The sequence below is a fragment of the Paenibacillus sp. FSL H7-0737 genome, from assembly GCF_000758545.1.
GTDB lineage: Bacteria > Bacillota > Bacilli > Paenibacillales > Paenibacillaceae > Paenibacillus_AQ.
Genome location: NZ_CP009279.1, coordinates 6,196,350 through 6,222,469 on the forward strand (window position 1 = coordinate 6,196,350; position 26,120 = coordinate 6,222,469).

Consider the following 26,120-nt stretch of genomic DNA (forward strand, 5'->3'; position numbering starts at 1 on the left):
GTTGCGGGGCGCTGTCCCTGCGGGATGCGCGTCCATCTATTTATTCAAAAAGAACGGCCAGGACAGCACCGTTCAATTACTTATTTTAAATATCGGTGATGCATTTAAGGTTTATTACTCGGCCCGAAGCTCCAACAATGCGTCACGCAGCTCTGCCGCGCGTTCGAATTGCAGGTTCTTCGCAGCGTCCTTCATCTCCGCTTCCAGACGCTGGATTAGGCTTTGTTTCTCTTTCTTATTCATCTTGCCACCAACACCCGTGAGGTAATCCGCTTTAGACTCGGCAACCTTCGTTGCCTCAATGATGTCACGCACCTTTTTATTAATGGTGGTTGGGGTAATGCCGTGTTTCTCATTATGGGCGATCTGGATGGCGCGACGACGCGACGTTTCGCTCATCGCCTTCTCCATCGAATCAGTGATTCGATCACCGTACATGATTACACGACCCTCGGAGTTACGGGCCGCACGACCAATCGTCTGAATTAGGGAGCGTTCGGAACGAAGGAAGCCCTCTTTATCCGCATCGAGAATAGCGACCAGCGATACTTCCGGGAGGTCGAGACCTTCTCTTAGCAGGTTAATCCCTACCAAAACATGGAATGTACCAAGTCGAAGATCACGTAAGATCGCCATCCGCTCCAGCGTTTTGATATCAGAGTGCATATAACGAACCTTAATCCCAATTTCCTTAAAGTAATCCGTCAGATCCTCTGACATCTTCTTCGTCAACGTTGTGACGAGTACGCGTTCGTCTCGTTCCACCCGATCACGAATTTCACTAATCAAGTCATCGATTTGTCCCTCTGTAGGACGAACCTCAATGATCGGATCCAAAAGACCTGTAGGCCGGATAATCTGCTGCACCATGGTGTCGCAGTGCTCCATTTCATAGGGTCCTGGTGTCGCTGAAACATATACGATCTGCTTCACTTTTTCTTCGAATTCCTCGAACTGGAGTGGACGGTTATCCAGCGCAGACGGCAAACGGAAACCATGCTCTACCAGTACCGTCTTACGCGCCCGGTCACCATTATACATCGCCCGAATCTGTGGAAGTGTTACATGGGACTCATCAATAATGATCAGCATATCATCCGGAAAATAATCCATTAATGTATACGGAGTTGCCCCTGGTTCACGGAAGGTGAGCGGTCCGGAATAGTTCTCAATCCCAGAGCAGAAGCCCACTTCTTTCATCATCTCAATATCATAACGTGTCCGCTGTTCCAGACGCTGAGCTTCAAGAAGCTTTCCTGCGTCACGAAGAACCGTTAAGCGGTCTTCCAGCTCTTTTTCAATGTTGACCAGTGCCACTCGCATCGTTTCTTCCTTGGTAACAAAGTGAGACGCCGGAAAAATAGCGACATGATCGCGCTCCCCGATCAGTTCACCCGTCAGTACATCAATCTCAGTGATTCGCTCAATTTCGTCACCGAACAATTCGACCCGAATGGCATGCTCACCCTGAGATGCCGGGAAAATCTCAACCACATCACCACGTACACGGAAGGTTCCGCGTACAAAATTGATATCATTACGCTGGTACTGGATATCCACTAGCCTGCTCAAAATCTCATTTCGAGGCTTCTCCATCCCTACCCGCAAGGACAAAAGCAAGCTTCCGTATTCCATCGGCGAACCGAGGCCGTAAATACAAGACACACTCGCCACAATAATAACGTCACGCCGTTCGAACAAGGAGCTCGTTGCGGAGTGGCGCAATTTATCAATCTCTTCATTAATACTGGAGTCTTTCTCGATATAAGTATCGGAGGAGGGAATATACGCCTCTGGTTGGTAATAGTCGTAGTAGCTGACGAAATAGTCTACCGAATTATGCGGAAAAAACTCCTTAAACTCACTCGCCAGTTGGGCAGCCAAAGTCTTGTTGTGCGCAATAACTAACGTCGGGCGGTTTAATTTGGAAATAACTTGTGCAACGGTAAACGTCTTACCCGTACCCGTCGCGCCCAGCAGCGTCTGGTGCTTCTTGCCCTGCCGGATGCCTTGTAGTAATTCCTCTATGGCATGAGGCTGATCGCCCTGGGGTGTATACTCGGACTCCAATTCAAAAGTCTTTGTACTGACGACAATATCACTCATTTGCCCGTCTCCCCTCTATCGTCTAAACTAGATTAATATATTATAATTGTTGTCTGAATGTTCTCTCTCCATACGATGGCAAGCTAAAACGCCTTTGGCGTCTCTAAAAGACGTTAAGCGTTTGTGCGAGAATTATAAGGATTAAAGTATAACGTGAAACTTATACTTTCTTATAATTAAAAAATATGGAAGATAAGAATATGTGTTCCCGTTCATTATACAGTGTTGCCTAGATCGTTGCAAACCATAATACATAGAAATGTTAGGAGCTTGAAGCATGGATATTACCTCAATAATCGGCCTATTGGCTGGACTGGCTGCGTTAATCGGCGGCTATCTCTGGGAAGGCGGAAGCCTCTCAGGACTGCTGCAGCTTAATGCAGCTTTGATTGTGTTCGGGGGTACATTTGCCGCCGTTATGATCAGCTTCCCGGCATCTAAGCTGCGCTCCATTCCAACAGCATTACGCATGGCTTTCGGTAGCAACCCTGATCGTGATGAAGAAAAAGCAGAAGAACTCATTGCAATGGCAACCGTGGCTCGTCGCGGCGGCGTTCTAATGTTAGAAAAACAAGCTGAAGAACATCCGGACCCTTTTACACGTGAAGGTCTACTTCTTATTGTCGACGGCACTGATCCTGAGCAGGTAAGACAGATCCTTGAATTAGAAATGGATGCTAAAGAATTGAAGCATGAGAACTATGCTAAGATTTTTGAAGCTGCAGGTGGATATGCACCAACGATGGGAATTATCGGGACGGTGATGGGGCTCATCCGTGTACTTGGCAACCTTACAGATCCGTCAAATCTGGGCACATCTATCGCAGTGGCATTTACCGCAACACTGTACGGTGTTGCCATCGCTAATTTAATATTTTTACCCATCGCTTCCAAAATCAAATCCCGCAGTCAAAGCCAGCTACATAGTATGGAAATGCTGCTCGTCGGCATTCTTTCTTTGCAGAACGGGGATCACCCCTTGCTGGTGCGTAAAAAACTGAACTCATTCATCTCAGACACGGACACGAATGACCGTGCGGAAACTAGAGGTCTTCTATGAGACAAAGAGACCGGCGCAAGCGGCGTGTAGAGACTCGGGAAAGCCGCGACCGTTGGATGATTACTTATGCTGATCTAATTACACTTTTACTTATTTTTTTCGTTATATTGTATGCGATGAGCAGCCTGGATACTGACAAATATAACATCGTGACAGGCTCGTTATCCGAGACCTTCAAATCTGGCAGCACTGTCCTTGAGGGTGGGAACGGCATTTTAGATGCTGGGAAATCAACTGAGAACAAACCGGAAAGTACAGACGGGAATGGGAATGCAGCTGCAACTGCGAGACCGAATGATGGATCTGCTGAACAAACGGAGAACGAAACACCTTCGGCACGTGAACTTGCTTTTCGAGAACAAGAGGCTAAACTTGCTGAATTAATGGGTGTGATTACGAACTATGTAGAGGAAAATAATCTCGGAGAACAAATTTTTGTTGCCGACAAACCGCAGGGGATAGAAATCACGCTCAGTGACCGTTTTCTCTTCGATATAGGTAAGGCAGATCTGAAGTCTCCAGCCCTGCCTGCTCTTCAGCAGTTATCTGGCTTATTCAGCGATATCGGCGCAAAGATCAGCATTGAAGGACATACCGACAATACTCCAGTATCTTCGGCTTCTCACTATAACGACAACTGGGAGCTATCTGGTGCTCGTGCGCTGTCAGTGCTTCGCTTTTTCTTAGATCATGAAGGGTTGAACCCCGACAATTTTCAATATGCAGGGTATGCTGATACCCAGCCCACCGCGGAGAACACATCAGCTGCAGGTAAGCAAAAGAACCGCCGTGTAGAGATCATTGTGCTGCGGCAGCTTCAAGAGGGTGCCTAAAAAATGTTTTACTCAGAGCTAGTTACAGTAGCTAGGCCTGTGCGGGAGCGAATCCTCGTCACTATTTATTACGGAAATGCTCCCTGATTATCTGCCTATTCCCTTGTCCAGGCGCAGAATTAGGGAATTCCTCCCTGATTAATACCCTATTTAGTCAGAAATAGCGCTTTTCACTGAAATTTTAGGGAGGAATTCCCTAAAACCCTTAGTGTCACGCTATATTCGTCTAAAATAAGGGAGGTTTTCCCTAATTCCACAATCAGTAGATTTTCTTTTAAATAAAATCCCATAATTCCAAACAGTCCCAGGATTTAACTCAAAAATCACCACCACTATCTATATAAAAACACCAAACAGCAAGTCCCCAAAAACGGAAACTTGCTGCTACAAATATCACATGCAGTGAAATTAATATACAGTGAAAAATCCCAATTACTCTCCTACCAATGCACGATATCCAGCTGCATCTAGCAGTCCTTTTACAGCATCAGCGTACTCTCCGTCCACTTCAATTTCAAAAATCCAACCCTCGCCATAAGGCTTATCGTTGATCAGTTCTGGACTAGCTTCTAAACCGTCATTAATCTTGGTAACCGTCCCTGAGACGGGTGAATACAGTTCCGATACGGTCTTAACGGATTCGATACTGCCTACGCTGTCGCCAGCTGAAATGGCCGAACCCACTTCTGGAAATTCCACAAATACGATATCGCCTAACAAATGCTGAGCATGATCCGTAATCCCAACACGTACTACGCGTCCTTCCACTTGCTGTGCCCACTCATGCTCTTCGCTGTAAAGAAGGTTATCTAAAACTTCACTCATTTCAAGCCGCCTCATTTCCAAATTGGAATTCTAAATTTAGTTATAGCCTAAGTGATCGCGGAGCATAATGTCAATATTACTAAAAGTAAAATAAATTTGTCGTTTTTTTGACTTTTTCTTGTTGACAGCGCCCTCCTATACCCGTTTAATGGAGACATAAGAAACAAATACAGTTGCGGATGATGGCATAGGGAGAGACTGTCTCACTTGAAGACGGCGCCGAAGGAGTAAGCCCTAACAGGGGTGAATCTCTCAGGCAAAAGGACCTTTGTCGGACGTACCTCTGGAGAGCATCAGACGCGAGGCTGAGTGCGTCAGGTCACCAACGGGGAAACTTGCATGTTAGTTACGCAGGGTAACTCTCAGGTACAAAGGACAGAGCAGAAAGCGATTAGTGCATTTATGCATGATTGCTTCTGCCTGTCCTTTTTTTCGTATGTAATCAGACTAGGGGAGTGACGACATGGATGCTTTGAAAAGAACGCCTTTTTATGATCTCTATTCCGCATATGCGGAGTCCAGGTGCATTGATTTTGGCGGCTGGGAGCTGCCAGTACAGTTTACAGGTATCGTGAAGGAGCATGAGGCTGTTCGCCAGCAGGCTGGACTGTTCGATGTATCGCATATGGGTGAATTTATGGTGATCGGAAGCGGCGCTGAAGCCTTCTTACAAAAAATGACGACCAACGATGTCAGCCGCCTTACCGATGGTGCGGCACAATATACGCTGCTCTGTTATCCAAACGGCGGGGTGGTCGACGATTTACTCGTGTATCGACTAAGTGAAGGCCGTTATATGCTTGTCGTAAATGCCTCCAACATCGATAAGGACTTCCAGTGGCTGCAAGAACATCTGACCTCTGAATTCGGTGAAGTCACACTCACTAATGTCTCTGACGAGACGCTTTTGCTCGCCTTGCAAGGTCCGCTGGCAGAGACCATACTCGCAGAAGTTACTGATGCACCGATCTCAACGCTCAAGCCTTTCCACTTCATCGAACGCGCAACCGTCTGCGGTGTAGAAGTACTGATCTCCCGTACGGGTTATACCGGTGAAGATGGCTTCGAAATTTACGCTCCGCTGGATGGGGCAGCAACGTTATGGAACGGCCTTCTCGCAGCTGGCTCTCCTCACGGATTAACACCTGCTGGACTGGGCGCACGGGATACGCTTCGTTTCGAGGCAAAATTGCCATTGTACGGTCAGGAGCTGTCGGCTGACATCACGCCTCTTGAAGCTGGAGTACAGTTCTTCGTGAAGCTGGACAAAGCGGACTTCATCGGACGCGATGCGTTGATACAGCAAAAAGAAGCCGGTCTTCCCCGCCGTCTTGTCGGTCTAGAAATGATTGATCGAGGCATTCCACGCTCCCATTACCCAGTCTATGCGGACGGCATCAAAATCGGAGAAGTCACAACCGGAACCCAATCTCCAACGCTGAAACGAAACCTGGGATTAGCTTTACTTGATACAGCTTACAGTGAAATAGGCACAGAGGTTTTCGTAGAGATACGTGGCAAGCAGCTTAAAGCTGTCGTGATTAAGGCCCCTTTTTACAAGTATAAACGCCTTTAGCGTCCATATTAGGACGGTGAACTTTTAAGCGAGAAATAAAAGGATAAAGTATAACGTGAAAATTATACTTTCTTATATTTTAAAAAAGCCAAGGAGTGAAACCTTAATGAAGCACCGTTATCTGCCCATGACAGCACAGGACCGCGTAGAGATGATGGAAACCGTCGGGATTCAGTCCATAGATGAGCTGTTCTCCGATATCCCTGAAGCCGTCCGTTATCAAGGCACTATGCCGATGTCTGAACCGCTCGATGAGTACGCCCTGCTACGTCACATGAAAGGTCTCGCTGACCGCAATGCTGACTTCGATTCGCACGCCAGCTTCCTCGGCGCCGGATTATACGACCATCACATCCCCGTGGTGATCAACCATGTCATTTCCCGTTCAGAATTCTACACTGCTTACACCCCTTATCAACCGGAGATCAGCCAAGGCGAACTGCAAGCGATCTTCGAATTCCAATCCTACATTTGCGAACTAACCGGTATGAAAGTAGCCAATGCCAGCATGTATGATGGCGCAACCGCATTATCCGAAGCAGCAGTCCTCGCAGCTGGTGCTACCAAACGCAAAAAAATAATTGTCTCCCGCACCGTTCATCCTGAAGCGCGCCAAGTGTTACGCACATCGGCTAATGCTTGGGGTCTTGAGGTAGTGGAGATTGACTATAGAGACGGTGTTACCGATCAGGCTAAGCTTGCTGAGGCCATTGATGGTGATACGGCTGCAGTACTGATGCAATCGCCTAACTTCTTTGGCAGCATCGAAGATCTTAGCTCCGTTGAGCCGCTGATCCATGCTGTTAAAGGGTTGTTCGTCGTCAGTGCAAATCCGATCGCTCTTGGCGTACTAGAATCACCAGGCAAGCTCGGAGCCGACATCGTAGTCGGTGACGCTCAGCCACTCGGTATTCCCGCTTCCCTCGGCGGTCCAACCTGTGGATTCTTCGCTGTAGCAGAGCATTTAATGCGCCGCATGCCAGGTCGTATCGTTGGTCAAACTGTTGACCGTAACGGTAAACGCGGCTTCGTTCTGACACTCCAAGCTCGTGAACAGCATATCCGTCGTGAAAAAGCGACATCGAATATTTGCTCCAATCAGGCGCTGCTCGCACTCTGCGCATCCGTCTACCTGTCCGTAATGGGTAAAGAAGGGATGCGTGAAGTAGGCGAGCTGAACATTCGTAAAAGCCATTACGCCGCTAATAAACTAAGCGAACTAACAGGGGCTGAACTTACCTTTTCCTCCCCATTCTTTAACGAGTTTGTCGTGAAGCTTCCGGAAGGAAGCAGCGTAAGTGCAATTAATTCGAAGCTGCTGAAGGAAGGCTATCTAGGCGGTTATGATCTGGGCCGTGATTATCTTGAACTTGCTGGACATATGCTGGTAGCCGTTACGGAAAAAAGAAGCAAAAACGAAATCGACCAATTCGCTAGCGCACTGGAGGGCTGTTTATGAAACCGGAGCAAAGTCTAATTTTTGAATTAAGCCGTCCCGGCCGTTCGGCCTATTCCTTGCCAATATGCGATGTGCCGCAGGAAGAAACCTTGGAAGCTCTGATTCCATCAGGTTTACTCCGTAGCGAACCCGTCGTGCTTCCAGAAGTATCCGAAGTGGACGTCATTCGCCATTACACTTCCTTGTCACGCCGCAACTTTGGTGTAGATAACGGCTTCTATCCACTCGGTTCATGCACGATGAAATACAATCCGAAGATTAACGAAGATGTTGCCCGCATCGTAGGCCTAGCTAAGATCCACCCTTACCAGCCAGAAGAAAGCATTCAAGGTGCACTGGAAATAATGTATACCCTGCAAAATGACTTATCCGCACTAACCGGCATGGATGCTGTATCTTTACAGCCTGCCGCAGGTGCTCATGGTGAATGGACCGGCCTCATGATGATCCGCGCCTACCATGAAAGCCGCGGCGAGACCCGCACGAAGGTTATCGTGCCGGATTCCTCACACGGCACCAATCCTGCTAGTGCTTCAGCAGCAGGACTTGAAACGATCACGATCCCTTCCACAGATAAAGGGATGGTTGATCTTGAAGCACTCAAAGCAGCTGTTGGCAGTGACACAGCCGCATTGATGCTGACCAATCCAAGCACACTCGGCTTGTTTGAGACCCAAATCGTCGAAATTGCTGAGATCGTGCACGAAGCAGGCGGCTTACTCTATTACGATGGAGCCAATTCCAATGCTATTATGGGCATTACCCGCCCTGGCGACATGGGCTTTGACGTGGTGCATCTGAACTTGCATAAGACAATGAGCACCCCGCACGGCGGTGGTGGCCCTGGAGCCGGACCTGTCGGCGTAAAATCAATCTTGATTCCGTTCCTACCACAACCAACTGTGGTGAAAAACGAAGATAGCAGCTTCTCACTCGACTTCGGCGGTCCTGAATCGATTGGACGCGTGAAAGCTTTTTACGGCAACTTTGGTATTCTCGTTCGTGCCTACGCCTATATCCGCACCTATGGTCCAGACGGACTGCGTGAGGTATCCGAAAATGCCGTGCTGAATGCGAACTATATGATGCACCGTCTGGCGCCGTATTTTGAAATCCCATATCCGGGCGTATGTAAACATGAATTCGTAATGTCCGGCAAAAACCTCAAGCAGTATGGTGTACGCACCTTAGACGTTGCTAAACGATTACTCGACTTCGGCTACCATCCGCCAACCGTGTACTTCCCTCTGACTGTTGAGGAATGTATGATGATCGAGCCGACGGAAACGGAAAGTAAAGAAACGCTCGACGGCTTCATTAATACGATGATCCAGATCGTAAAAGAAGCGCAGGAGACACCGGAAATCGTAATCAACGCACCTCATACCACAGAAATTAGCCGATTGGATGAGACACAGGCTGCACGTAAGCCGGTATTGAATTGTTCTTGCGGTTAACAGCTAATGAGTAGTATTAAAAAAGCAGGCCACGACACCAAGTATCGTCGCCTGCTTTTCGCACTGTCCAACTACACGAAAAGTTCTCATCCTCTAAATCATCAGGCCCTTCCCAGCATCATTAAAAATGTCTGAGAAGGGCCTGTTTCAGTTGTTTATCACTATAACTTTTTGATATTACGCACCATGCGTCGGAGTTTCTACTTTCGCCACGCCTTTGCGCTCCTTAGCCGATTTACGGAAGTAGAACAGCTCGTAAATCGCCGGCACTACAACTAGCGTAAGCAGCGTTGCCGCGGTCAAGCCACCGATGACCACAATTGCCAAGCTTTGCGAGACAATGCTGCCCATCTCGGCATGGCCGAACAGCAGTGGAGTCATGGCGCAAATGGTAGCAATAGCTGTCATCAGAATCGGGCGCATCCGTGTTCCGGCCGCTTCCAGAATGGCTTCGCGAATACCCATATGCGTTTCATTCTGCTTAATACGGTCGATAAGCACAATCGCATTCGTAACGACGATTCCAATTAGCATCAGAGCCCCGAACAGGGCAGTGAAATCAGGTGTTACGCCGGATACGATCAGTCCAACAATTGCCCCAATCGCAGCCAAAGGCAAGGAGAACATGATTGCCAGCGGAGCACGAAGGGTTTTGAAGGTGAGGACCATGATCAGATACACCAACCCGATGGAGATCAGCGCTGTCATACCAAGGTCAGCGAAATCCTCTGACTGATCAACCGAGGCTCCGCCTGCAAATAGAGTCACACCCTTTGGAAGGGTAAGACTATCGGTTTGCTTTTTAATATCCGCTCCGATTTCAGACACCTTCTTCGGATCGACTTCCGCTGTAATTCTCGCATATGGCTTCCCATCTTTATGGAACAACAGTGCTGGTTCATTCCGAACCTCATAGGTTGCTAGTTGAGACAACGGCTTTGGACCTTCAGCAGTCATGAGCGTCATTGCTTTTAAATCTTGCTCCGACTTTGGCTCAGCTATAGGATCTAACACTACTCCTGCAAGTGTACCGTCCAGTTCGATTTGCCCCATAGGGATCGGATTCAGCATAGCCGACAATTGCATGGTAATTTCTTGTGCATTCGTCTGTGCTGGATCTACCTTAAATGTAAAGACAGGTTTAGTATCCTCCATATTGCTACTGACCTTCTGAATACCCTCCACAGTCTTCAACTTATTCGTAACTTCTGCTGCAACAGCAGTAATATCTGTAAGATTATCACCCACGATATCAATATATTCGCTAGTGGAGCTTGAACCCATCATACTCATTTGATTAGCAACAAGTGTTGCCCCAGCGTAGGAATCCTTCACATCACGGACATGATCGATGAAGCCTTGCGCATCCGCACCTTTTTTCATCACAACGGTATAGTCCACTAAGGTCTCCGAGCTGACAGACCCCCACTGGGCCGCATCTGCACTGTTCCCTGATTGCATGATCACCGTTTCCGCTTCAGGCTGTTTCATCAAATCTTGCTCTAACTGCTTTCCTTTTTCTAAAATCTCTTTGACAGGAACATCCTTCGGATAATTCAACTGAACAGAGACATAGCTGGCATCTGAAGCATCAAGCGCGCCTTTTGGCATAGTCACGTAAGCAGCGATGGAGCCAATCAGAAGGAGAAGACCTAGCGATAAAGTTATCCATTTCCGGCGCAGATTCCAATCGAGGAATCGAGTGAACCATTTAGACGGCTCGTGTTCTTTCATTGAAGTTCTTCTCAGCAGCCATGAGCTTAACAGTGGCACTACCGTCAAAGCTACAACGAGTGAAGTAAGCAATGAATACGTGACTGTTAAGGCAAACGGAAGTAGAAACGCCTGTAAACTACCACGCAGAAGACCCATCGGCAGAAATACCGCTACCGTTGCAATCGTAGATGAAGTAATCGCTCTAGCCACTTCCCCAGTTGCGCTTATAATCATTTCACGGGAGAAAGGTTCTTTTTGCAGCCTACGGTAAATGTTCTCAATCACTACGATACTATCATCAACCAAGCGACCGACCGCAACAGCTACACCACCGAGCGTAATAATATTCAGACTTATGCCGGATATATCAAGCAGATATAAGGTAACTGCTAGAGAAAGCGGGATAGAAACCGCCGTAATCAGGGTTGCCCGCAGGTTGCGTAGGAACAGTAAAATTACGATCGTCGCGAACAATGCGCCCAGCAATACTTCACGCATCATACTATTCACAGAGGTAACCACCATATCTGATGTGCTGAATACGACCGCTGCCTCTGCATTTGGAATGGTTTTGTTAATATGTGCTACGGTATCCTGTATATGATCTCCGACACTTACTGCATTCGCATTAGCTTCTTTGGTTACTATGGCGAAAAGAACATCTTTCCCATTCGAGCGGCTAACGCTCTCTTGATCTTCCTTCAATTCGATGACAGCAATATCCTGTAGCTTAACACCCGAGGATACGGGTAGCTTTTTTAGAGTATCGATACTATCAATTGTAGAAACCACATTTACGTTACCTGTCTGACCACCAATCGTCTGCTCTCCAAGGGATGCCGATACATTACGTCCCTGAAGTAACCCTAGTACTTGAGGTGTCGTAATTCCTTTCTCAGCCATTAATTTTGGATCTAGCTTCACCCGCACTTGCGGAGTTACTTTCCCATATAAGGCGACGTTGGCTACACCTTCTGCTTGTTGCATCTCTGGAATGATCGTTTCTTCCGCAAGCTTAAGGTTTTCTTTAGTCAGACCTTCGTCAAACGAAAGGGTGACCTGCGACACAGGAATCATGGAAGTATTCAGTTGAAGTACAAAAGGGGCCATCACCCCTTCAGGGAACTGCAACGAATCTACAACCTTTTGCACCTCCCCAGCTGCATCCTTCATATTTGTTTTTGAGTCATAAAAAATATTCACCTGTGCGTATCCGTCTCCGGAAGTGGACAGTATTTCTTTCTTTCCCTTAACAAATGCGGCCCCAGCCTCAATCGGCTTCGTAACCTTCGTCTCCATCGCATGGGCATCCTGACCCGGACCGAGCACCGTTACAGTCACTTGCGGATTATCTGCCTCTGGCATAAATTCCATCGGTAGCGAAGTGTAGCTCAGCCCTCCCACTACAAGCGCCATTACCACTAAAAGCCCTACCGCCGCCTTGTTACCGAACGACCATTTGGTTAACCATTTCATTATCGTTTCCCCTTCCACCCCGTATATTTCTGGTACTCCTCTTATGACTGCCCCATTATGTATTATTTTCCATCCCGAGATTTAGTTTAGACATTTTTGGTCGAAGTCAAAACAGCCCTACGGCTGGTTTTATACTCAGTCTTAAGACGGGGGGCTTTCTCCTTCCGAAGGATAGGGAATTAGAGCAAACAAAAAAAGAGCACCCCAAAAGCCATGTAAAATGGCTTTCGAGACACCCTTTTGCTATGATTATTATTTTTGTTTAGCGCGCACTGGATCGCGGAACATATATTTTAAGAGTGGTGGTGTTACAAGTGTAGTTACAATGACAACAATAATTACGGAAGTAAAATACTGCTGCTGCAACAATCCGCTTTGCAGACCTGTTGCCGCGATGATCAATGCAACCTCACCCCGCGAAATCATCCCTGAACCAATAATAAGCGATGAATGGTTATTAAATCCTGTAAGACGCGCCCCCAGACCGCCACCAAACAACTTGGTCAGAATGGCAATCACCGTCAACAAGAGGACGAATCCTAGTTGACTGCCAACCCCTTCAAAGGAAACATTAAGTCCGATACTGACAAAGAAGACCGGAACAAAAATCGAATAGGCAATAGGCTCAAGCTTAGATTCCACAGTGTGCTTAAAGGAGGTTTGTGAAATAGCAATCCCAGCTGCAAAAGCACCGATGATGCCTGCCATCCCCATAATTTCAGCAAAATACGCGAACGCAAAGCAAATCATTAGCGCCGCTGCGATAACAGCCTCTGTCACCTTTAACGGAGCCATCCATTTCATAACCCGCGGCACAACGAACCAACCCACAACAAGCGCTACAGCGAAGAACAACACCTTTTTCGTAATTAAAAGGCCAATGGACACTGATTCTCCTGTGCCGAAAAAGCTCATTAATACAGCGAGCAAAATAACAACCAGAATATCATCGACTACAGCGGCTCCCAGAATGGTAGAACCTTCACGTGTATTCAACTTATTCATATCCTTCAGTACCTGGACTGATATGCTAACCGATGTTGCACTAAGAATGACACCCATAAACATAGCATTATGATAAGCAAAACCAAACATTTCTCCGATGGCGAATCCACCTAGAAAAGGTAAAATAATACCTCCGACGGCTACTGCGAAAGCTGACTTCCAGTTCTTGCGCAGTTGATCCAGATCAGTCTCAAGCCCTGCTATAAACATTAACAATAGAACACCGATCTCCGAAAAATAATGAATAAACTCTCCATTTTGAATCCAACCCAGTACCGCAGGACCTAATATAATACCGACAATTAACTTACCCAGTACCGACGGTTGTCCCAGTCGTACAGATAAATCACCAGCTAGCTTGGTGAATAGTATAATCAGCATAAGATATAGAACAAACTCCATGTTTCATCCACTCCCTTGTTGTATATAAGAACTGTCAACTAGGGACTTCTCCAAGCCAAAAAAAGACAAAGAGGAGCCCTTGTTGACAGGCTCCTCCAAAAAACAAAAAATTATTCAATTAAACAATATTAAATATATTATAACCGTAATATAAAAGACTGTAAACAAAATACGCCGATATTTTACCTTATGCAAATTTTAGTTAATAAAGAATCAGCTTCACTATTTTAGATAGAATACTTCACGTAAAGGCAACATTGGCACCTCATCATTGAAATCAAATGACCCTTCAACCATCTTTGAAGTAATGGCATTCCATCGGTTGCAGGCATCACTTTTAGCAATGTAATCGAAAGCCGCTTCTGTATCCTCACATTCAAAGCAATAAAAAAATTGATTACCATTCTGAAAGATGGAGTAGTTAGAAATACCAGCCTTACTGTGCTCCTCCAAAACTTCTGGCCAAGGATTTAAATGCATCGCTACATACTCTTCCAGACATTCTTCCTTCACCCGCCATGTCCAAGCCAATTTATTGCTGCTCATCTGTTCATCCTCCTAGAAATGTCCTCTATTGCACATAATAAGAATCAAATACATTTGATACCTATTATTGTACCTGAAGGTAACAGCCCAAGCTATGAATATCTAGTCTTATGCTTTCTAAGCATTAATTCCCGCTTCACTTGGGCGGAGAATGGCAGAACCAATCGCCAGTAGCACAGCAGCCATAAGACCTAAGATGGCAAAGGGTAACCACAACTCATTCCAGCCCCCACCGGTTGCAGCGATGTCGACCGCTTGGATGGCCCATTTTTGCGGAACAAAGTTAGCCGCCTTCTGCATATAGTCCGGCATAATGGATAAAGGCCAAAAGCAGCCGCCAAGCATACAAGTCGGTGTGATAATAAGGGAATTCAGCATACCAGCATTATTTGGATTACGAATTAATCCTGCCACTGTACTCGCGATCCCCATAGACACCAGCATAAATGCCGCAAGAACAAGGAAATATAGATAGATTGGAACTTCATAATCATAGTGAAGCACCCAGCGACCTAAGGCGAGCACTACGACGATCTGAATCAGTCCGACCATGAAGCTACCCAGAAAATTACCAATAGCAATCTCGTAAGAACGAACCGGAGCACTGAACATTCGCATCATCGTCCGGCCTTTCCGATCATCCATAATCAGAGACACAGAGCTCGTGACCAGGCTCATGAGAAACATTAGCGTTAAGCCCGTAACGACTCCCAGTCCCTCTCGAGGATATAGATTATAATCAGTTCGAATGCTGCCAATACTGTGCTGTTCCGCTCTTTGCATAACCGTAGTAAACTGTGCGTCAACGTCCTTAGATCCGTTATTAACTGCCCCTATGATCGCGGCCGTACTCTTCATTTCATCAGCAATTGTGCTCGCTTTTAATTTAATCATAACGGAAGTTTCATTCGTCTTCAGCTCATACACACTAATTTGTGGCTCTTCTCCAGCAAGTAGTGCCGAAGTGAAGCCTGCTGGAATTAGAATCCCCGCTTCTCCATTCTGATCGACTACGCCTTCTCTTAAAGCAGTCTCGTCAGTCTTTTCTACAAATTTATATTCTCCGGAATTCTTTAGTTCAGTGAGCAAATGCTTACCTGCTGCCCCGTTATCCATATTCGAATACAGCACAACAGCTGGGTTCTCTCCCATCGTTCCAGTAACGGAAACAATACCTGCAAGTACAATACAAGGAAGCAGAATATAGATGAGCACCCCCTTCCTAGTACCAATGGTTCGTTTCACCATGTTCCAGGCAATCGTTAAGATTTTATCCATGATAACCCACCTTCCGGTACGAAATAGCCGCTGCACTGAACAACACTAGGCAGATCAGCGATAACACTCCCAAATTCGGCATAATTTGCGATACATCGGCATGTAACATCATTTTCAGAATAGCCTGCATTGCCCAATGATTAATCGTAAACGCCCCTATAGAGTTCACCCACGATTCTGGAAGTGGTGCCATTCCCCCGCTAATGAAGGTCATGCTTACAGTGAGTACCGTAACCACACTTCTTGCGCTTGCTCCAGTCTTGCTGAACATAGAAATAACGATAGATAAGGTCATCGAAGCCACAATCATCAGCAAGCAAAATAGGAGTAACAAGCCCGGGCGATTTCCCCAATTCACACCGAACAGCACATTCGTCAGAATAATAATCGCTGCGCACTGTACTATACTTACAACACCCACACCAAGCATTTTGCCAATAAACAGTTCTGAGCCTTTGACTGGCATTGAATTTATCCGGAAAAGGGTATGATTTTCTTTTTCATTAAAAAGAGAAGTACATACCGTCAAGCCGCTATACAGCAAAAACATCAGCATCATGGATACCGCATAGAACTGGGAAGAAGTATATGAATATCCTCCCTCGCTCAGTTCTCCAAGCTTTACGGAAGGCTCATTACTGGTGGAACTAGGTGCCATAACGTTCAAAGCTTCTGGACCCAGTGTCATCGCCACAGACTGTTTATAATTAAGATTCCTCAGAAAATTATCGAAGACCGTCCCTGCCACCCTGTTATCTGTACTTTTTTGGCCCAGTATAAATTCCAGCTGTGCGGCTTCACCGCTCTGTACCTTACTATCAAAGCCTGGAGGAACAACAACCGCATAACCATATTTTCCTGTTCGCAGACCGCTTTCTGCCGCCTCTCGACTATCCACCATAACCGGAGTAATGATATCCTTAAGCTCTGTTGACTTCAAAAAGCTATCCATCATCGCCGAGCTCTCATAGCCCTCGCCAGAAAGATTAACAACAGCCACTCGCACAACATCAATAGTAGTGGAGCCTTTGTCACCAACGACACCGGAGAGCGAAGCACCTAAGAGAAAGATCAATAACAGGGGCAACAAAAACATATTTAATATCATAGAACGTGAGCTAAATAGTCTTCGCAGCTCATAGATCATAATCGTCCAAGTATTCATCAGAATAATCCCCCCTTTAATCTCTTAAGGTCCTTCCGGTCAAGCTTAGAAACAACGTCTCCAGATCAGGTTCTTCAATATTTAGCGAGCCGATAATCCCCTTATGCTTGGCAAAAATAAAAAGGATGTCCTGTAGCTCCCCTTGTGAAGAAGGCAGATACAGCTCGACTACTTCATCCTTTGCTTCTACGCGTCTAATTCTAGGGTGAAGCGTCAGCTCCTGAACAAGCTCCGGTGTGATATTAGCAGCTTTAATGACGATTTTTTCTTCCTTGGCAACGCGTTCTCGCAGTTCTTTTTCCGTGCCGCAAGCAATGATATGCCCTTTATCCATAATGGCTACTCGATCGCAAATGGCCGCAACCTCCTCCATATAGTGACTGGTATAAATAATCGTTGAACCGAGTCGATTGAGCTCCTTAACCGATTCAAGAATATGATTACGAGATTGCGGATCAATCCCCACCGTAGGTTCATCCATAATAATCAGCTTGGGACGATGCATAATAGCACAGGCAATATTCAGACGTCTTTTCATCCCTCCGGAAAAGGTTGAGGGTTTCTCTTTAGCACGATCGCTAAGGCCTGTAAACGCAAGAGCCTCATCTACCCGTTCCTTCAAGAGCTTGCCACGCAAACCATACAATCTTCCGAAAAAGGTAACGTTATCCGCCGCTGTCATCGTGTCGTATAAGGCTAATTCCTGTGGAACCAAACCAATTCTTTTCTTCACCTCAAGTGATTTCGAGGACACGGGCAGACCGTCGATAACAATGTCTCCCCCGTCAATCTTAAGCAAGCCACAGATCATACTGATCGTTGTACTTTTACCCGCTCCGTTCGGGCCTAGCAAGCCAAAGATTTCTCCTTCTTCTATCGTCATGTTCACATGATCTACTGTTAATTTACCTTCATATCGTTTCACCACATCGGTTAATACGGCGATTGCCATCTTTTCATCGCTCCTGTCTTTGCGCTTCTATATTTACAATTTTAGCTTAAAGGGATTGACCACGGAGGTACGAAAGGTCATCTTTTGAAGGTGACTTAAGTCATCTCCTGAAGAAGTAGGCGAATATGCTAAGATTAGAAGAAACTCTATAAAGGATGTCTTAGGTGTGACTAGAGAACTGACCCTATTGCGATACCTACTCATCATAATTCCTGCTTGTATTAGCATTTACATCTACCCATATGCCGACTATGGAATCTTCACGTTGCATATTCTGATGCTTCTATTCCTTGTGGTCATGGTGCCAAAGCTACCCCGTTCCTTTCATGCCTTAATAAGCATTGTGGAAATACTGTTCACTGCCTGGTTATGTTACCAGTACGGCAGCATAATGATTTTCCCGGCCATTTCAGCATTACTTTATTATTCTAGACTTCAGCCCCAAGCAGTACCTCTCGTGTTTACGGTTGTGCATCTGATTACCTTGAACATAGCGCTCTGGGATTCTCCAAAACTTATAATCACATTCATCAACATTACTTTTCTGCTCATCGCCTATCTCAACGAATTGTTACAGAGGGCGGGTCGGGGCCGTGAGAACACCCTCAATCTTTACGATGAGCTGCGAAAAAAGCATTTCGAGCTGGATGAAGCCCGCAACCGACTGCTGGAGTTTAACGCCCAAATAGAAGATGCAGCCCAGTCCAAAGAACGGGTTCGCATCTCCCGCCAGCTCCATGATGATATCGGCCACCGCCTCATCCGCATTAAAATGATGATGGAAGCCGCGCTACTCACCTTACCCACCTCCCCTGAAAGCGGAATGCAGATGATGGAGCTCATTCGAGATCAATTGTCAGCCAGCATGGACGATATGCGCTCTGCAGTGAAGCGTATCAACTATACGCCACAATTAGAGGGAGCTTATGCGTTAGACCGTCTGCTAGAAGAGATCGGCCGCGATACGGGAATTGAGACCTCATACCAAGTGCATGGGATACCTTACCCGCTATATCCTAGTATTCAGGTGATCTTGTATAAGAACGCCCGAGAAGCCATAACCAATGCCCTACGTCACGGAAATGCAACTGCGATTTCGATTAAAGTCGACTTTAGTGATACTGGAGTTACGATGGAGGTCAGCAACAACGGGACGCTTCCCGAAGGCAATAAACTAACCAAACTGCCGGAAAGTGGAGGGGTCGGGATGAAAGGAATGTTCGAACGAACACATCTGATCGGCGGAACCTTGGAATGGCGGCAGGAGCCTCAATTCACCATTGTTACGCGGTTGCCCATTTATAAGCAGGGAGAGATTGTATAGGCAACGTAGGACTTGAAGCAAAAAAGAAATCTATATTATGAAGAAGGAGCTACGCTAATGATTAAGGTGATGATTGTAGATGACGATCCTTTTATTCGTCAAAGTCTGCAAGTACTGATAGGGATGGACCCCGATATTGAAGTGATCGGAGCTGCAAGTGACGGAAACGAGGCTTTGAATTTGCTCCAAGCGGGAGATATGGCGGATGTGATTCTGATGGATATTCGGATGCCAGGCTGCGGTGGTGTTGAAGGGACAGAGAAAATTAAGCAGGCTTTTCCTCAGGTTTCGATACTGATGCTAACTACCTTCGATGACGATGAGTATATCATTGAGGCGCTGCGGAACGGTGCCAGTGGATATTTGCTCAAAAACATACCGCCTGACCGTATCATACAAGGTGTCAAAACAGTTAATGAAGGCAACATGCTAATCCACCCTGATATCGCGCGTAAACTAACCACCTTTCTACAGCCCACGAACCGTCCTGAATCTCTACAGGTACAGCCACTGGAATCTTTCGGACTGACCAAAATGGAACTGGCCGTTGTCGCTTCTATCGCTGAGGGGCATACCAACAAAGAAATCGCCGGACAGCTATTTCTTAGCGAGGGTACGGTCAAAAATTACATAACGGATATTCTAAGTAAATTAGAGCTGCGAGATCGTACGCAAATCGCTATTTTCTATTTGAAGGGTGGACGGGGATAGGAGTTCTACAAAAAAGCCCGGACTCTATTTCCAGAGTCCGGGCTTGCCTTTAGTTATCCTTCCGCTGATTCCTTCTTGGCTTCAGTAGCTTTGTTCCGTTTGAGTCGGCCGTTCGGAAGATGCCGGCTGCGAGTACCTGTCTTCATCGCGATGATGCTGAAGATGCTGGAAGGCTTCGCCTCCGCAGTAACCGCTCCATCTGTCTCCGGTACCAGAATGATGCCGAGCTGATGATGGTCCCCGTCGTAGATCGGGCTCTGAAGGTATTTGCTCTCCCCTTCACGGTTCTGCACCTCCAGCTTGCAGAACGCTGGATTCATGCGCAGCGCCTCATGTAGCTGCGTGGCATCGGTCAACAGGATCCCGTTGACCTTCAGTAAAATCTCGCCGGGCAGAATGCCCAGCTCCTGTCCGGGACTGCCCGGCAGCACGGCCAGCACCTTGCGGCCGCGCGGTGGATGCACGAAGATGGGGCTGATGCTGCGCTCTTCCAGAGCGCTGTACCAGCTTAACCCTTCGTGCAGCACCATCGCTGCGAGCGCCGCGAGCAGGGTCAGCGGGCTCCACCAAGCGGCAAGCAGGCTTAAGCCGAGCAGGACGATGCTGTACATCAGCAGCCGTCCTGAAGTGCGGGCGGCCTTGCGCCCGGGCAGCATGCCCTGCGTCATCTCGCTGAAGCCGATGATGACGGGCAGAGAGACAATGCCAAGCCCGCCGCCCAGCAGCGGCTGCCATGGCAGATCCGTTCCTGCGCCCGAAGGGATCAGCAGGAACAGCGGCAGCGGCCAGAAAGCCTGCAGCTGATAGCCGCCGACAACCATGCCGCGCTTGCCCTTCAAGAAAAGGGGCGTCGCAAGCTTCGCCCCTTGCCAGCGGGCCAGCAGCGCCTCTGCCATGTGCAATAGCGCAGCTAGAACTAGCAAAGCGGGAATATCCATCTCCCGTATGGCTGTTGTAATATTCCCGACCGTTCCGCCATGTAAGGCATCCGGAAAGAAAGACAGTATAAATTGAATCACACCTAGCAGACCTATAGAATAAGCGAAGCACAAATACCGTACACGCAATAGCGATAACACTATACTGACTACCCAAATGCAGGCCACAGCTGTACCTGATAAGGATACCCCTAACAATATGGCTGCAATAGAAACCACTAGTCCCATTACCAGCCCGCTCCACACCGTTCGCCACGTTTCTTGACCCCAGCTATGTAACTTCACATGAATTAGCTTACGTTCTAATGCCACCTGCCGACGGTAATACAACGCAATAAATATAATAGCAATATAGTAATATGGCTGGATCAATAAGTGTAAGAACGCAGTGCCCAAGCTTCCTAACCATTCCTGAATCACATTCAAACTGTTCGTCACACTCCTTTTCTTCCGGTTAATGATAAGTTTATAGCAAGCAGAGGCGTCTTCGGCGTCCTTTAGAGACGACAAAAGATTCTGCTGCACATCGAACTGTACCCTTCTGCCCTAAGTGTTTACCTTTTCTAATCTTAACAGAAAAAAAGAAGGCTGAATTCAGCCTTCTTACTTTTTCGACGCTGCCGCCTTAATTTCCTTCTGAATCTCAGCAATCCCTCTATTCCGTTGGTTGTCGTTGGCAGGGTCCTGGATCACTTTGATCAGTGCCACCTCCAGCGCCTCCGCAGTCTTGGCATCAATCATGCCTGTGACTTGAAGTTTCGCTTCACTCTGGAATTTCTTCACTGCATTCTTAGTACCAGTATCAAAATAGCCATCTTTGCGACCAGGCTTGTAGCCTAAGCCATCCAGCATCGTCTGTGCACTCTTCACATCACCGTTGTTCATGTTATATTGCAGCGTCACGCTCTTGTTAATCGGAGCCACTGAGAAGTAATCCGGCTGCGCTACCGCGATATCCGGTTTAATTCCCTTGCCGTGGATCCATGTGCCGTCCGGTGTAAGCCATTTAGCAATGGTAACCTTCAGTAAGCTGCCATCTCCAAGCTGTTTGTCAAAGCTTGTCTGCACCGTGCCTTTACCAAATGAATTATCACCTATTAGCTTGGCTCCCGCTGACTGCTGCAAGGCACCCGCCAATATTTCCGAGGCGCTCGCGCTACCTTTATTCATTAGCACTACCACTGGATAAGCCTTGCTAGATCCCTTGGAGGTGCTAACTTCGCGTTTTTTATCTTTGTATTCTATTTGAACTATGTTTTTACCAGCTGGAATGAACTCTTCAGCCATCTCAATAACAATCGGGAGGACACCGCCTGGATCATTACGGACATCAATGACCAATCCCTTCATGCCTTGCTTCTCTAGCTTCCCAAGCTCTTCCTTGAATCGTTCTGCAGTATTTAGGGAGAACTGAGTGACCTCGATTACCCCTACACCGTCTTTTTCCATAGTTGAGTATACCGTCTCAAGCTTCACATCATCCCGAGTAAGAGCGAACTCTAGAGGCTCTACAGAGCCGGAACGTTGTATTTTCAAAGTAGCCTTACTGCCTTTAGGTCCGCGTATCTTCGCAACAGCAGCATTTAGATCCATGCCTTCTAGCGATTCTCCGTTAACGGACAAAATGACATCCTTGGCCTGAATTCCTGCTTTTTCAGCAGGTGAACCCTTGATTGGGGAGACCACGACTACCTTACCGTTATCCGAAGAGACTTCTGCACCGATACCTGAAAAGGAACCCTCAATGCTCTCTTCAAATTTCTCAGCAGTTTCTTTACCCATATAGTTGGAATAGGGATCGCCTAGCGCTTCCATCATACCGTTGACAGCACCATCTATCAGCTTCTCCCGATCTACCGTCTCGTAGTAATTGCTCTCAATCAAACTGAGCGCAGTCCCAAGCTTCTGGGATTCCTTCTGCTGTAGACCTGCAACCTGCAACGCAGAGGCTAATCCTTGTCCTGCAGCTTGTCCAAAGACATGAGTATAACCCGTCACGCCCAAGGTTACTAAACTACCGCATAGCAGGGCGGCGATAATCATAAACGCCGCGGTGCTTTTTTTTAACATGATGTTCCCACCGTCCCTTCTTGTCCATCTTGTAAACAACATCCTAAGTCCGTCCTGAAAGGTACGGTATCTCTTCCAGTATATGCCGTACAATCAAATAATATGAGTTATAAGTTCGTTAAAAATTAGAGATAAGGCATAGGATTTACAATCTTACCGTCAATCCGTACTTCGAAGTGAAGGTGGGGACCCGTTGAATTACCTGTGGAACCTGATTCAGCAACCACATCTCCGCGATTGACTTTATCCCCAGCACTAACTCTAAGACCGCCTTTACGTATGTGTCCGTAGAGCGTCCAAACTCCGCCTCCATGATCAATAATTACACAATATCCATAACCGCTCCACCATTCAGCCAAGATAACCGTTCCGGAATCCGCCGCATGAATATTGGTTCCTTGTGGAACCGCAAAATCGACGCCGGTGTGTACTTTCCCCTTCTCACCCGTGATTGGATGTGTCCGTGGTCCATAAGGGGATGAGATTCTTGCGGATCCTACAGGAAGTAGAAATGGCCCATCTCCACCTGAATATCCCGTATCACTAGAACTGGAGCTAGAACTACTGCTTCCCTTACTAGCTGCAGCTGCAGCCTTCTTGGCAGCCGCCGCAGCTCTACGAGCCGCTTCCGCCTTAGCCGCTGCTGCTCTGCGAGCGGCTTCCTCTGCCTTAATCTTATCCTTTTGCGTTTCCAGCGCAGAGCGTTCGCTTGCCAGTTTGACTAGCTTTTCATTCTGCTCTTCACTTAAATCATCACTTTCTTGAATTTGCTTATCATAGAAAGCGATAAGCTCCTGTTTCTCAGCTTCTTTCTCCTTCAGCAGACTTCTCTGTTGTTCCAAAGAAGTATACAGCTGCTTGGCTTGGGCATATTGCCCTTCAAGCTCTTGTTTCTTCTCTATCACCGTCTGCTTGTCCAACTTATGTTGAACTAACAGCTCCTGGTCCTGATCCACAATCATCTTAAGTGAATCCGCGCGATCCAGAAAATCAGCGAAGCTTGTCGAGGAGAGCAAAACATCCAAGTAAGAAACCGCACCATCGGTATACATTAATCGAACACGGGATCCTAAGACTTCCTCTCTAGAGGCGACTCGTGCTTCTGCTTTATCCAACTCCGTTGCCGTAACATTCAGAGATTGTTCTGTATCGGAAATTTGGGTAGAGATTTCGGTCATTTTGCCCTTAACTTGATCCACTTGCTGTAAGACATACTGCAGATTGAGATTCGTCTTATTCTTATAATGCTGTGCTTCCTGCGTTTGGGACGCCGCTTTCTCCTGCTGCGCCTTAGCTTCCTGCACCTCTTTTTGCAGCTGCTTTAGCTGCTTATCGATTTCGGCAACACTTGTTTTTTTGGCATATCCATCAGAGGGCTGGAATATAGTGACAGCTAGTAACATTACGGCTAGTCCGGCAGCAATCTTCTTCAACTTGCACTCCCCATCCTTCACTTTTTAATATTAAACTTTCAAGAACCTACGAATAGAAACCGTGCTTCCCCAGACGCCGATCAGCACGCCTAGTCCAACTAGTACACCGACGACCAGCATCCAAATATTATCGAACGGAATTAGCTGCAATTGGAGCATAGGATCTCCCTGTACGGTCGATTCCAAAGTGCTGTAACCCAAATACAAGACAACGGAGGTAATGAGCGATCCGATCAGACCGATCAATGCCCCTTCTATAAAGAAAGGCCAGCGAATAAAATAATTTGTCGCGCCTACGAGCTTCATAATGCCAATCTCCTTACGACGAGCAAGTATCGTAACCCGAATCGTATTAGAGATGAGGAACATAGACATGAGCCCCAGACCTGCTACAAAAATAAAACCAATGTTTCGTACAGCGCGTGTTATTTTGAACAAGGTTTCTATTGAGCCCTTGCCATATTTCACTTTGTAAATGGGCTGATCAGTATGTGTCTTGTTGAGTGCTTCAATCTTCTCAGCCACAAATGATACTGTAGTAGGTTCGACAACTTCTACCTTAAGCGTATCTGGGAGAGGGTTATTGTCTTCATCGAACCCTTCCAGAAGCTCAGCCGCGTCCTCACCCATATCTGCACGGAGATCTTTAAGTCCTTGATCCTTGGAGATGAACGTAATCTTGCTGACCTCCGGCATATTGCCAATTTCAGTCTGCAAAGTCTCACGCAACTTCTGATCTACATTTAGTGCCAAATGCACATTAATCTGTACCTGGCTATCTGCCTCATCCGCTACAGCATTCACATTAAGAACAAGAAGAATAAATACACCTAGGACAAAAAGAGAGACGACGATGGAAGTGATCGAAGCAATCGACATCCAGCCATTACGGAATACGCTTTTGAAGCCTTCCCGCAAGTGTCGCAAGAAGGTCTTAAAACTCATAGCCATATTCCCCTCTCGCCTGGTCTCTCACAATGTTTCCGTTCTCAATCGCAAGCACCCGCTTGCGCATTTTATTCACGATATCTCTATTATGGGTAGCCATTACAATTGTTGTTCCACGAAAATTAATTTCATCCAGCAGCTGCATAATGCCCCATGAAGTCTCAGGGTCCAAGTTACCTGTAGGCTCGTCCGCAATAATAACAGATGGGTTATTAACGATAGCCCGAGCAATTGCAATACGCTGCTGTTCTCCACCTGAGAGCTGTGAGGGCTCACGATTTGCTTTATTTTTGAGTCCAACCAGATCGAGAACTTCATTCACACGTTTCTTGATGACCTTCTTCGGGGCTTCAATAACTTCCATGGCAAAAGCAATATTCTCATACGCTGTCATCCTTGGTAATAACCGAAAGTCTTGAAACACAACGCCGATATTACGGCGCACATATGGGATTTTACGTTGTTTAAGCTTCCCTATGTTAAAGCCTCCCACAGAAATTTGACCTTTAGTTGGCACTTCTTCTCTATAAATCAATTTCATAAAAGTAGATTTACCCGCGCCGGATGGACCGACAACATACACAAATTCATTGCGGTCAATTTTTACTGAAACTCCTTGCAGTGCGTGAGTTCCGTTAGGGTACGTCTTCCATACATCTTGCATTTCAATCATTTTCTCACTTCCCAATTATGACATTTTCCACTTGTGTGAATCGACAGGGTACAGCTTAAGTTTCCATAAACTTCAATATTTCCGCAATGTATCTATTGTAACAAATCTGTAACCGATTGAGTACCCCGTAACTGCCCCACTATTCGAAAGTTTTGTAATGTCTGTAC

20 protein-coding genes and 1 riboswitch are annotated in these 26,120 nt (G+C 46.7%); of the genes, 7 read left to right on the top strand and 13 right to left on the bottom strand.

Annotation, left to right across the window (positions count from 1 at the left end; translation table 11 throughout):
* Window positions 1–114: 114 nt before the first annotated feature.
* Window positions 115–2,106, bottom strand: coding sequence for an excinuclease ABC subunit UvrB (gene uvrB, locus H70737_RS27135; protein WP_042192280.1), 1,992 nt, complete (start codon window positions 2,104–2,106; stop codon window positions 115–117).
* Between the two features lie 277 nt (window positions 2,107–2,383).
* Between uvrB and H70737_RS27140 the strand changes: the two genes are divergently transcribed.
* Complete coding sequence (locus H70737_RS27140) at window positions 2,384–3,166, top strand: flagellar motor protein (RefSeq protein ID WP_042192282.1); 783 nt, start codon at window positions 2,384–2,386, stop codon at window positions 3,164–3,166.
* Window positions 3,163–3,999, top strand: a complete 837-nt coding sequence (locus H70737_RS27145) for a flagellar motor protein MotB (protein ID WP_042192284.1) — start codon at window positions 3,163–3,165, stop codon at window positions 3,997–3,999. Before H70737_RS27140 ends, H70737_RS27145 begins: the two co-directional genes overlap by 4 nt.
* Window positions 4,000–4,431: 432 nt before the next feature.
* Here the strand turns inward: H70737_RS27145 and gcvH are convergent, their stop codons facing one another.
* Window positions 4,432–4,824 (bottom strand): glycine cleavage system protein GcvH, encoded by a 393-nt coding sequence (gene gcvH / locus H70737_RS27150; RefSeq protein WP_042131286.1) that lies wholly within the window; start codon window positions 4,822–4,824, stop codon window positions 4,432–4,434.
* 179 nt (window positions 4,825–5,003) lie between these two features.
* Window positions 5,004–5,102: riboswitch (glycine riboswitch) on the top strand.
* Window positions 5,103–5,287: 185 nt separating this feature from the next.
* On the opposite strand from gcvH, the gene gcvT reads away from it, so the two are divergent.
* The 3 genes from gcvT to gcvPB all read left to right on the top strand — a co-directional run bounded on the left by gcvT (window position 5,288) and on the right by gcvPB (window position 9,316).
* Window positions 5,288–6,400: a glycine cleavage system aminomethyltransferase GcvT gene (gcvT, locus tag H70737_RS27155; protein ID WP_042192287.1), complete on the top strand. Its 1,113-nt coding sequence runs from the start codon at window positions 5,288–5,290 to the stop codon at window positions 6,398–6,400.
* Window positions 6,401–6,506: 106 nt separating this feature from the next.
* Window positions 6,507–7,859, top strand: coding sequence for an aminomethyl-transferring glycine dehydrogenase subunit GcvPA (gcvPA, locus tag H70737_RS27160; protein ID WP_042192289.1), 1,353 nt, complete (start codon window positions 6,507–6,509; stop codon window positions 7,857–7,859).
* Window positions 7,856–9,316 (top strand): aminomethyl-transferring glycine dehydrogenase subunit GcvPB, encoded by a 1,461-nt coding sequence (gene gcvPB, locus H70737_RS27165; RefSeq protein ID WP_042192291.1) that lies wholly within the window; start codon window positions 7,856–7,858, stop codon window positions 9,314–9,316. The genes gcvPA and gcvPB overlap by 4 nt, the downstream gene beginning before the upstream one ends.
* A gap of 177 nt (window positions 9,317–9,493) precedes the next feature.
* Here the strand turns inward: gcvPB and H70737_RS27170 are convergent, their stop codons facing one another.
* The 6 genes from H70737_RS27170 to H70737_RS27195 all read right to left on the bottom strand — a co-directional run bounded on the left by H70737_RS27170 (window position 9,494) and on the right by H70737_RS27195 (window position 17,856).
* Window positions 9,494–12,508 carry an efflux RND transporter permease subunit gene (locus H70737_RS27170; RefSeq protein WP_042192293.1) on the bottom strand — a complete coding sequence of 1,005 codons (3,015 nt, stop codon included), beginning with the start codon at window positions 12,506–12,508 and terminating at the stop codon, window positions 9,494–9,496.
* Between the two features lie 252 nt (window positions 12,509–12,760).
* A complete protein-coding gene (locus H70737_RS27175; protein WP_042192295.1) occupies window positions 12,761–13,915 on the bottom strand; it encodes a cation:proton antiporter in 1,155 nt (384 codons plus the stop codon).
* A gap of 222 nt (window positions 13,916–14,137) precedes the next feature.
* Window positions 14,138–14,461 (bottom strand): L-rhamnose mutarotase, encoded by a 324-nt coding sequence (locus H70737_RS27180; RefSeq protein ID WP_042192298.1) that lies wholly within the window; start codon window positions 14,459–14,461, stop codon window positions 14,138–14,140.
* 117 nt (window positions 14,462–14,578) lie between these two features.
* On the bottom strand, window positions 14,579–15,739 hold the full coding sequence (locus H70737_RS27185; protein WP_042192300.1) for an ABC transporter permease: 1,161 nt from the start codon (window positions 15,737–15,739) through the stop codon (window positions 14,579–14,581).
* The gene (locus H70737_RS27190) at window positions 15,732–16,904 is read right to left on the bottom strand and encodes an ABC transporter permease (protein WP_042192302.1); all 1,173 of its coding nucleotides are present in this window, start codon (window positions 16,902–16,904) and stop codon (window positions 15,732–15,734) included. Before H70737_RS27190 ends, H70737_RS27185 begins: the two co-directional genes overlap by 8 nt.
* Before the next feature lie 16 nt (window positions 16,905–16,920).
* On the bottom strand, window positions 16,921–17,856 hold the full coding sequence (locus H70737_RS27195; RefSeq protein WP_042192304.1) for an ABC transporter ATP-binding protein: 936 nt from the start codon (window positions 17,854–17,856) through the stop codon (window positions 16,921–16,923).
* A 166-nt stretch (window positions 17,857–18,022) separates the two neighbouring features.
* Between H70737_RS27195 and H70737_RS27200 the strand changes: the two genes are divergently transcribed.
* On the top strand, window positions 18,023–19,180 hold the full coding sequence (locus H70737_RS27200; RefSeq protein ID WP_042192307.1) for a sensor histidine kinase: 1,158 nt from the start codon (window positions 18,023–18,025) through the stop codon (window positions 19,178–19,180).
* 57 nt (window positions 19,181–19,237) lie between these two features.
* Entirely contained in the window at window positions 19,238–19,891 is a 654-nt protein-coding gene (locus H70737_RS27205; protein ID WP_042192309.1) for a response regulator transcription factor, read from the top strand.
* 53 nt (window positions 19,892–19,944) lie between these two features.
* Here the strand turns inward: H70737_RS27205 and H70737_RS27210 are convergent, their stop codons facing one another.
* The 5 genes from H70737_RS27210 to ftsE all read right to left on the bottom strand — a co-directional run bounded on the left by H70737_RS27210 (window position 19,945) and on the right by ftsE (window position 25,953).
* Window positions 19,945–21,255, bottom strand: coding sequence for a PDZ domain-containing protein (locus H70737_RS27210; RefSeq protein ID WP_042192311.1), 1,311 nt, complete (start codon window positions 21,253–21,255; stop codon window positions 19,945–19,947).
* Window positions 21,256–21,432: 177 nt separating this feature from the next.
* On the bottom strand, window positions 21,433–22,899 hold the full coding sequence (locus H70737_RS27215; protein ID WP_042192313.1) for a S41 family peptidase: 1,467 nt from the start codon (window positions 22,897–22,899) through the stop codon (window positions 21,433–21,435).
* Between the two features lie 125 nt (window positions 22,900–23,024).
* On the bottom strand, window positions 23,025–24,332 hold the full coding sequence (locus tag H70737_RS27220; RefSeq protein ID WP_042192315.1) for a murein hydrolase activator EnvC family protein: 1,308 nt from the start codon (window positions 24,330–24,332) through the stop codon (window positions 23,025–23,027).
* A 30-nt stretch (window positions 24,333–24,362) separates the two neighbouring features.
* On the bottom strand, window positions 24,363–25,277 hold the full coding sequence (gene ftsX / locus H70737_RS27225; RefSeq protein ID WP_042192317.1) for a permease-like cell division protein FtsX: 915 nt from the start codon (window positions 25,275–25,277) through the stop codon (window positions 24,363–24,365).
* Window positions 25,267–25,953: a cell division ATP-binding protein FtsE gene (gene ftsE / locus H70737_RS27230; RefSeq protein ID WP_042192319.1), complete on the bottom strand. Its 687-nt coding sequence runs from the start codon at window positions 25,951–25,953 to the stop codon at window positions 25,267–25,269. The genes ftsX and ftsE overlap by 11 nt, the downstream gene beginning before the upstream one ends.
* Window positions 25,954–26,120: the final 167 nt, after the last annotated feature.

What these genes read in the sequence shown, in the direction of transcription:
- uvrB (WP_042192280.1), bottom strand. Translation starts at nt 2,106, where the DNA reads ATGAGTGATATTGTCGTCAGTACAAAGACTTTTGAATTGGAGTCCGAG.
- H70737_RS27140 (WP_042192282.1), top strand. Translation starts at nt 2,384, where the DNA reads ATGGATATTACCTCAATAATCGGCCTATTGGCTGGACTGGCTGCGTTA.
- H70737_RS27145 (WP_042192284.1), top strand. Translation starts at nt 3,163, where the DNA reads ATGAGACAAAGAGACCGGCGCAAGCGGCGTGTAGAGACTCGGGAAAGC.
- gcvH (WP_042131286.1), bottom strand. Translation starts at nt 4,824, where the DNA reads ATGAGTGAAGTTTTAGATAACCTTCTTTACAGCGAAGAGCATGAGTGG.
- gcvT (WP_042192287.1), top strand. Translation starts at nt 5,288, where the DNA reads ATGGATGCTTTGAAAAGAACGCCTTTTTATGATCTCTATTCCGCATAT.
- gcvPA (WP_042192289.1), top strand. Translation starts at nt 6,507, where the DNA reads ATGAAGCACCGTTATCTGCCCATGACAGCACAGGACCGCGTAGAGATG.
- gcvPB (WP_042192291.1), top strand. Translation starts at nt 7,856, where the DNA reads ATGAAACCGGAGCAAAGTCTAATTTTTGAATTAAGCCGTCCCGGCCGT.
- H70737_RS27170 (WP_042192293.1), bottom strand. Translation starts at nt 12,508, where the DNA reads ATGAAATGGTTAACCAAATGGTCGTTCGGTAACAAGGCGGCGGTAGGG.
- H70737_RS27175 (WP_042192295.1), bottom strand. Translation starts at nt 13,915, where the DNA reads ATGGAGTTTGTTCTATATCTTATGCTGATTATACTATTCACCAAGCTA.
- H70737_RS27180 (WP_042192298.1), bottom strand. Translation starts at nt 14,461, where the DNA reads ATGAGCAGCAATAAATTGGCTTGGACATGGCGGGTGAAGGAAGAATGT.
- H70737_RS27185 (WP_042192300.1), bottom strand. Translation starts at nt 15,739, where the DNA reads ATGGATAAAATCTTAACGATTGCCTGGAACATGGTGAAACGAACCATT.
- H70737_RS27190 (WP_042192302.1), bottom strand. Translation starts at nt 16,904, where the DNA reads ATGAATACTTGGACGATTATGATCTATGAGCTGCGAAGACTATTTAGC.
- H70737_RS27195 (WP_042192304.1), bottom strand. Translation starts at nt 17,856, where the DNA reads ATGGCAATCGCCGTATTAACCGATGTGGTGAAACGATATGAAGGTAAA.
- H70737_RS27205 (WP_042192309.1), top strand. Translation starts at nt 19,238, where the DNA reads ATGATTAAGGTGATGATTGTAGATGACGATCCTTTTATTCGTCAAAGT.
- H70737_RS27215 (WP_042192313.1), bottom strand. Translation starts at nt 22,899, where the DNA reads ATGTTAAAAAAAAGCACCGCGGCGTTTATGATTATCGCCGCCCTGCTA.
- ftsX (WP_042192317.1), bottom strand. Translation starts at nt 25,277, where the DNA reads ATGAGTTTTAAGACCTTCTTGCGACACTTGCGGGAAGGCTTCAAAAGC.
- ftsE (WP_042192319.1), bottom strand. Translation starts at nt 25,953, where the DNA reads ATGATTGAAATGCAAGATGTATGGAAGACGTACCCTAACGGAACTCAC.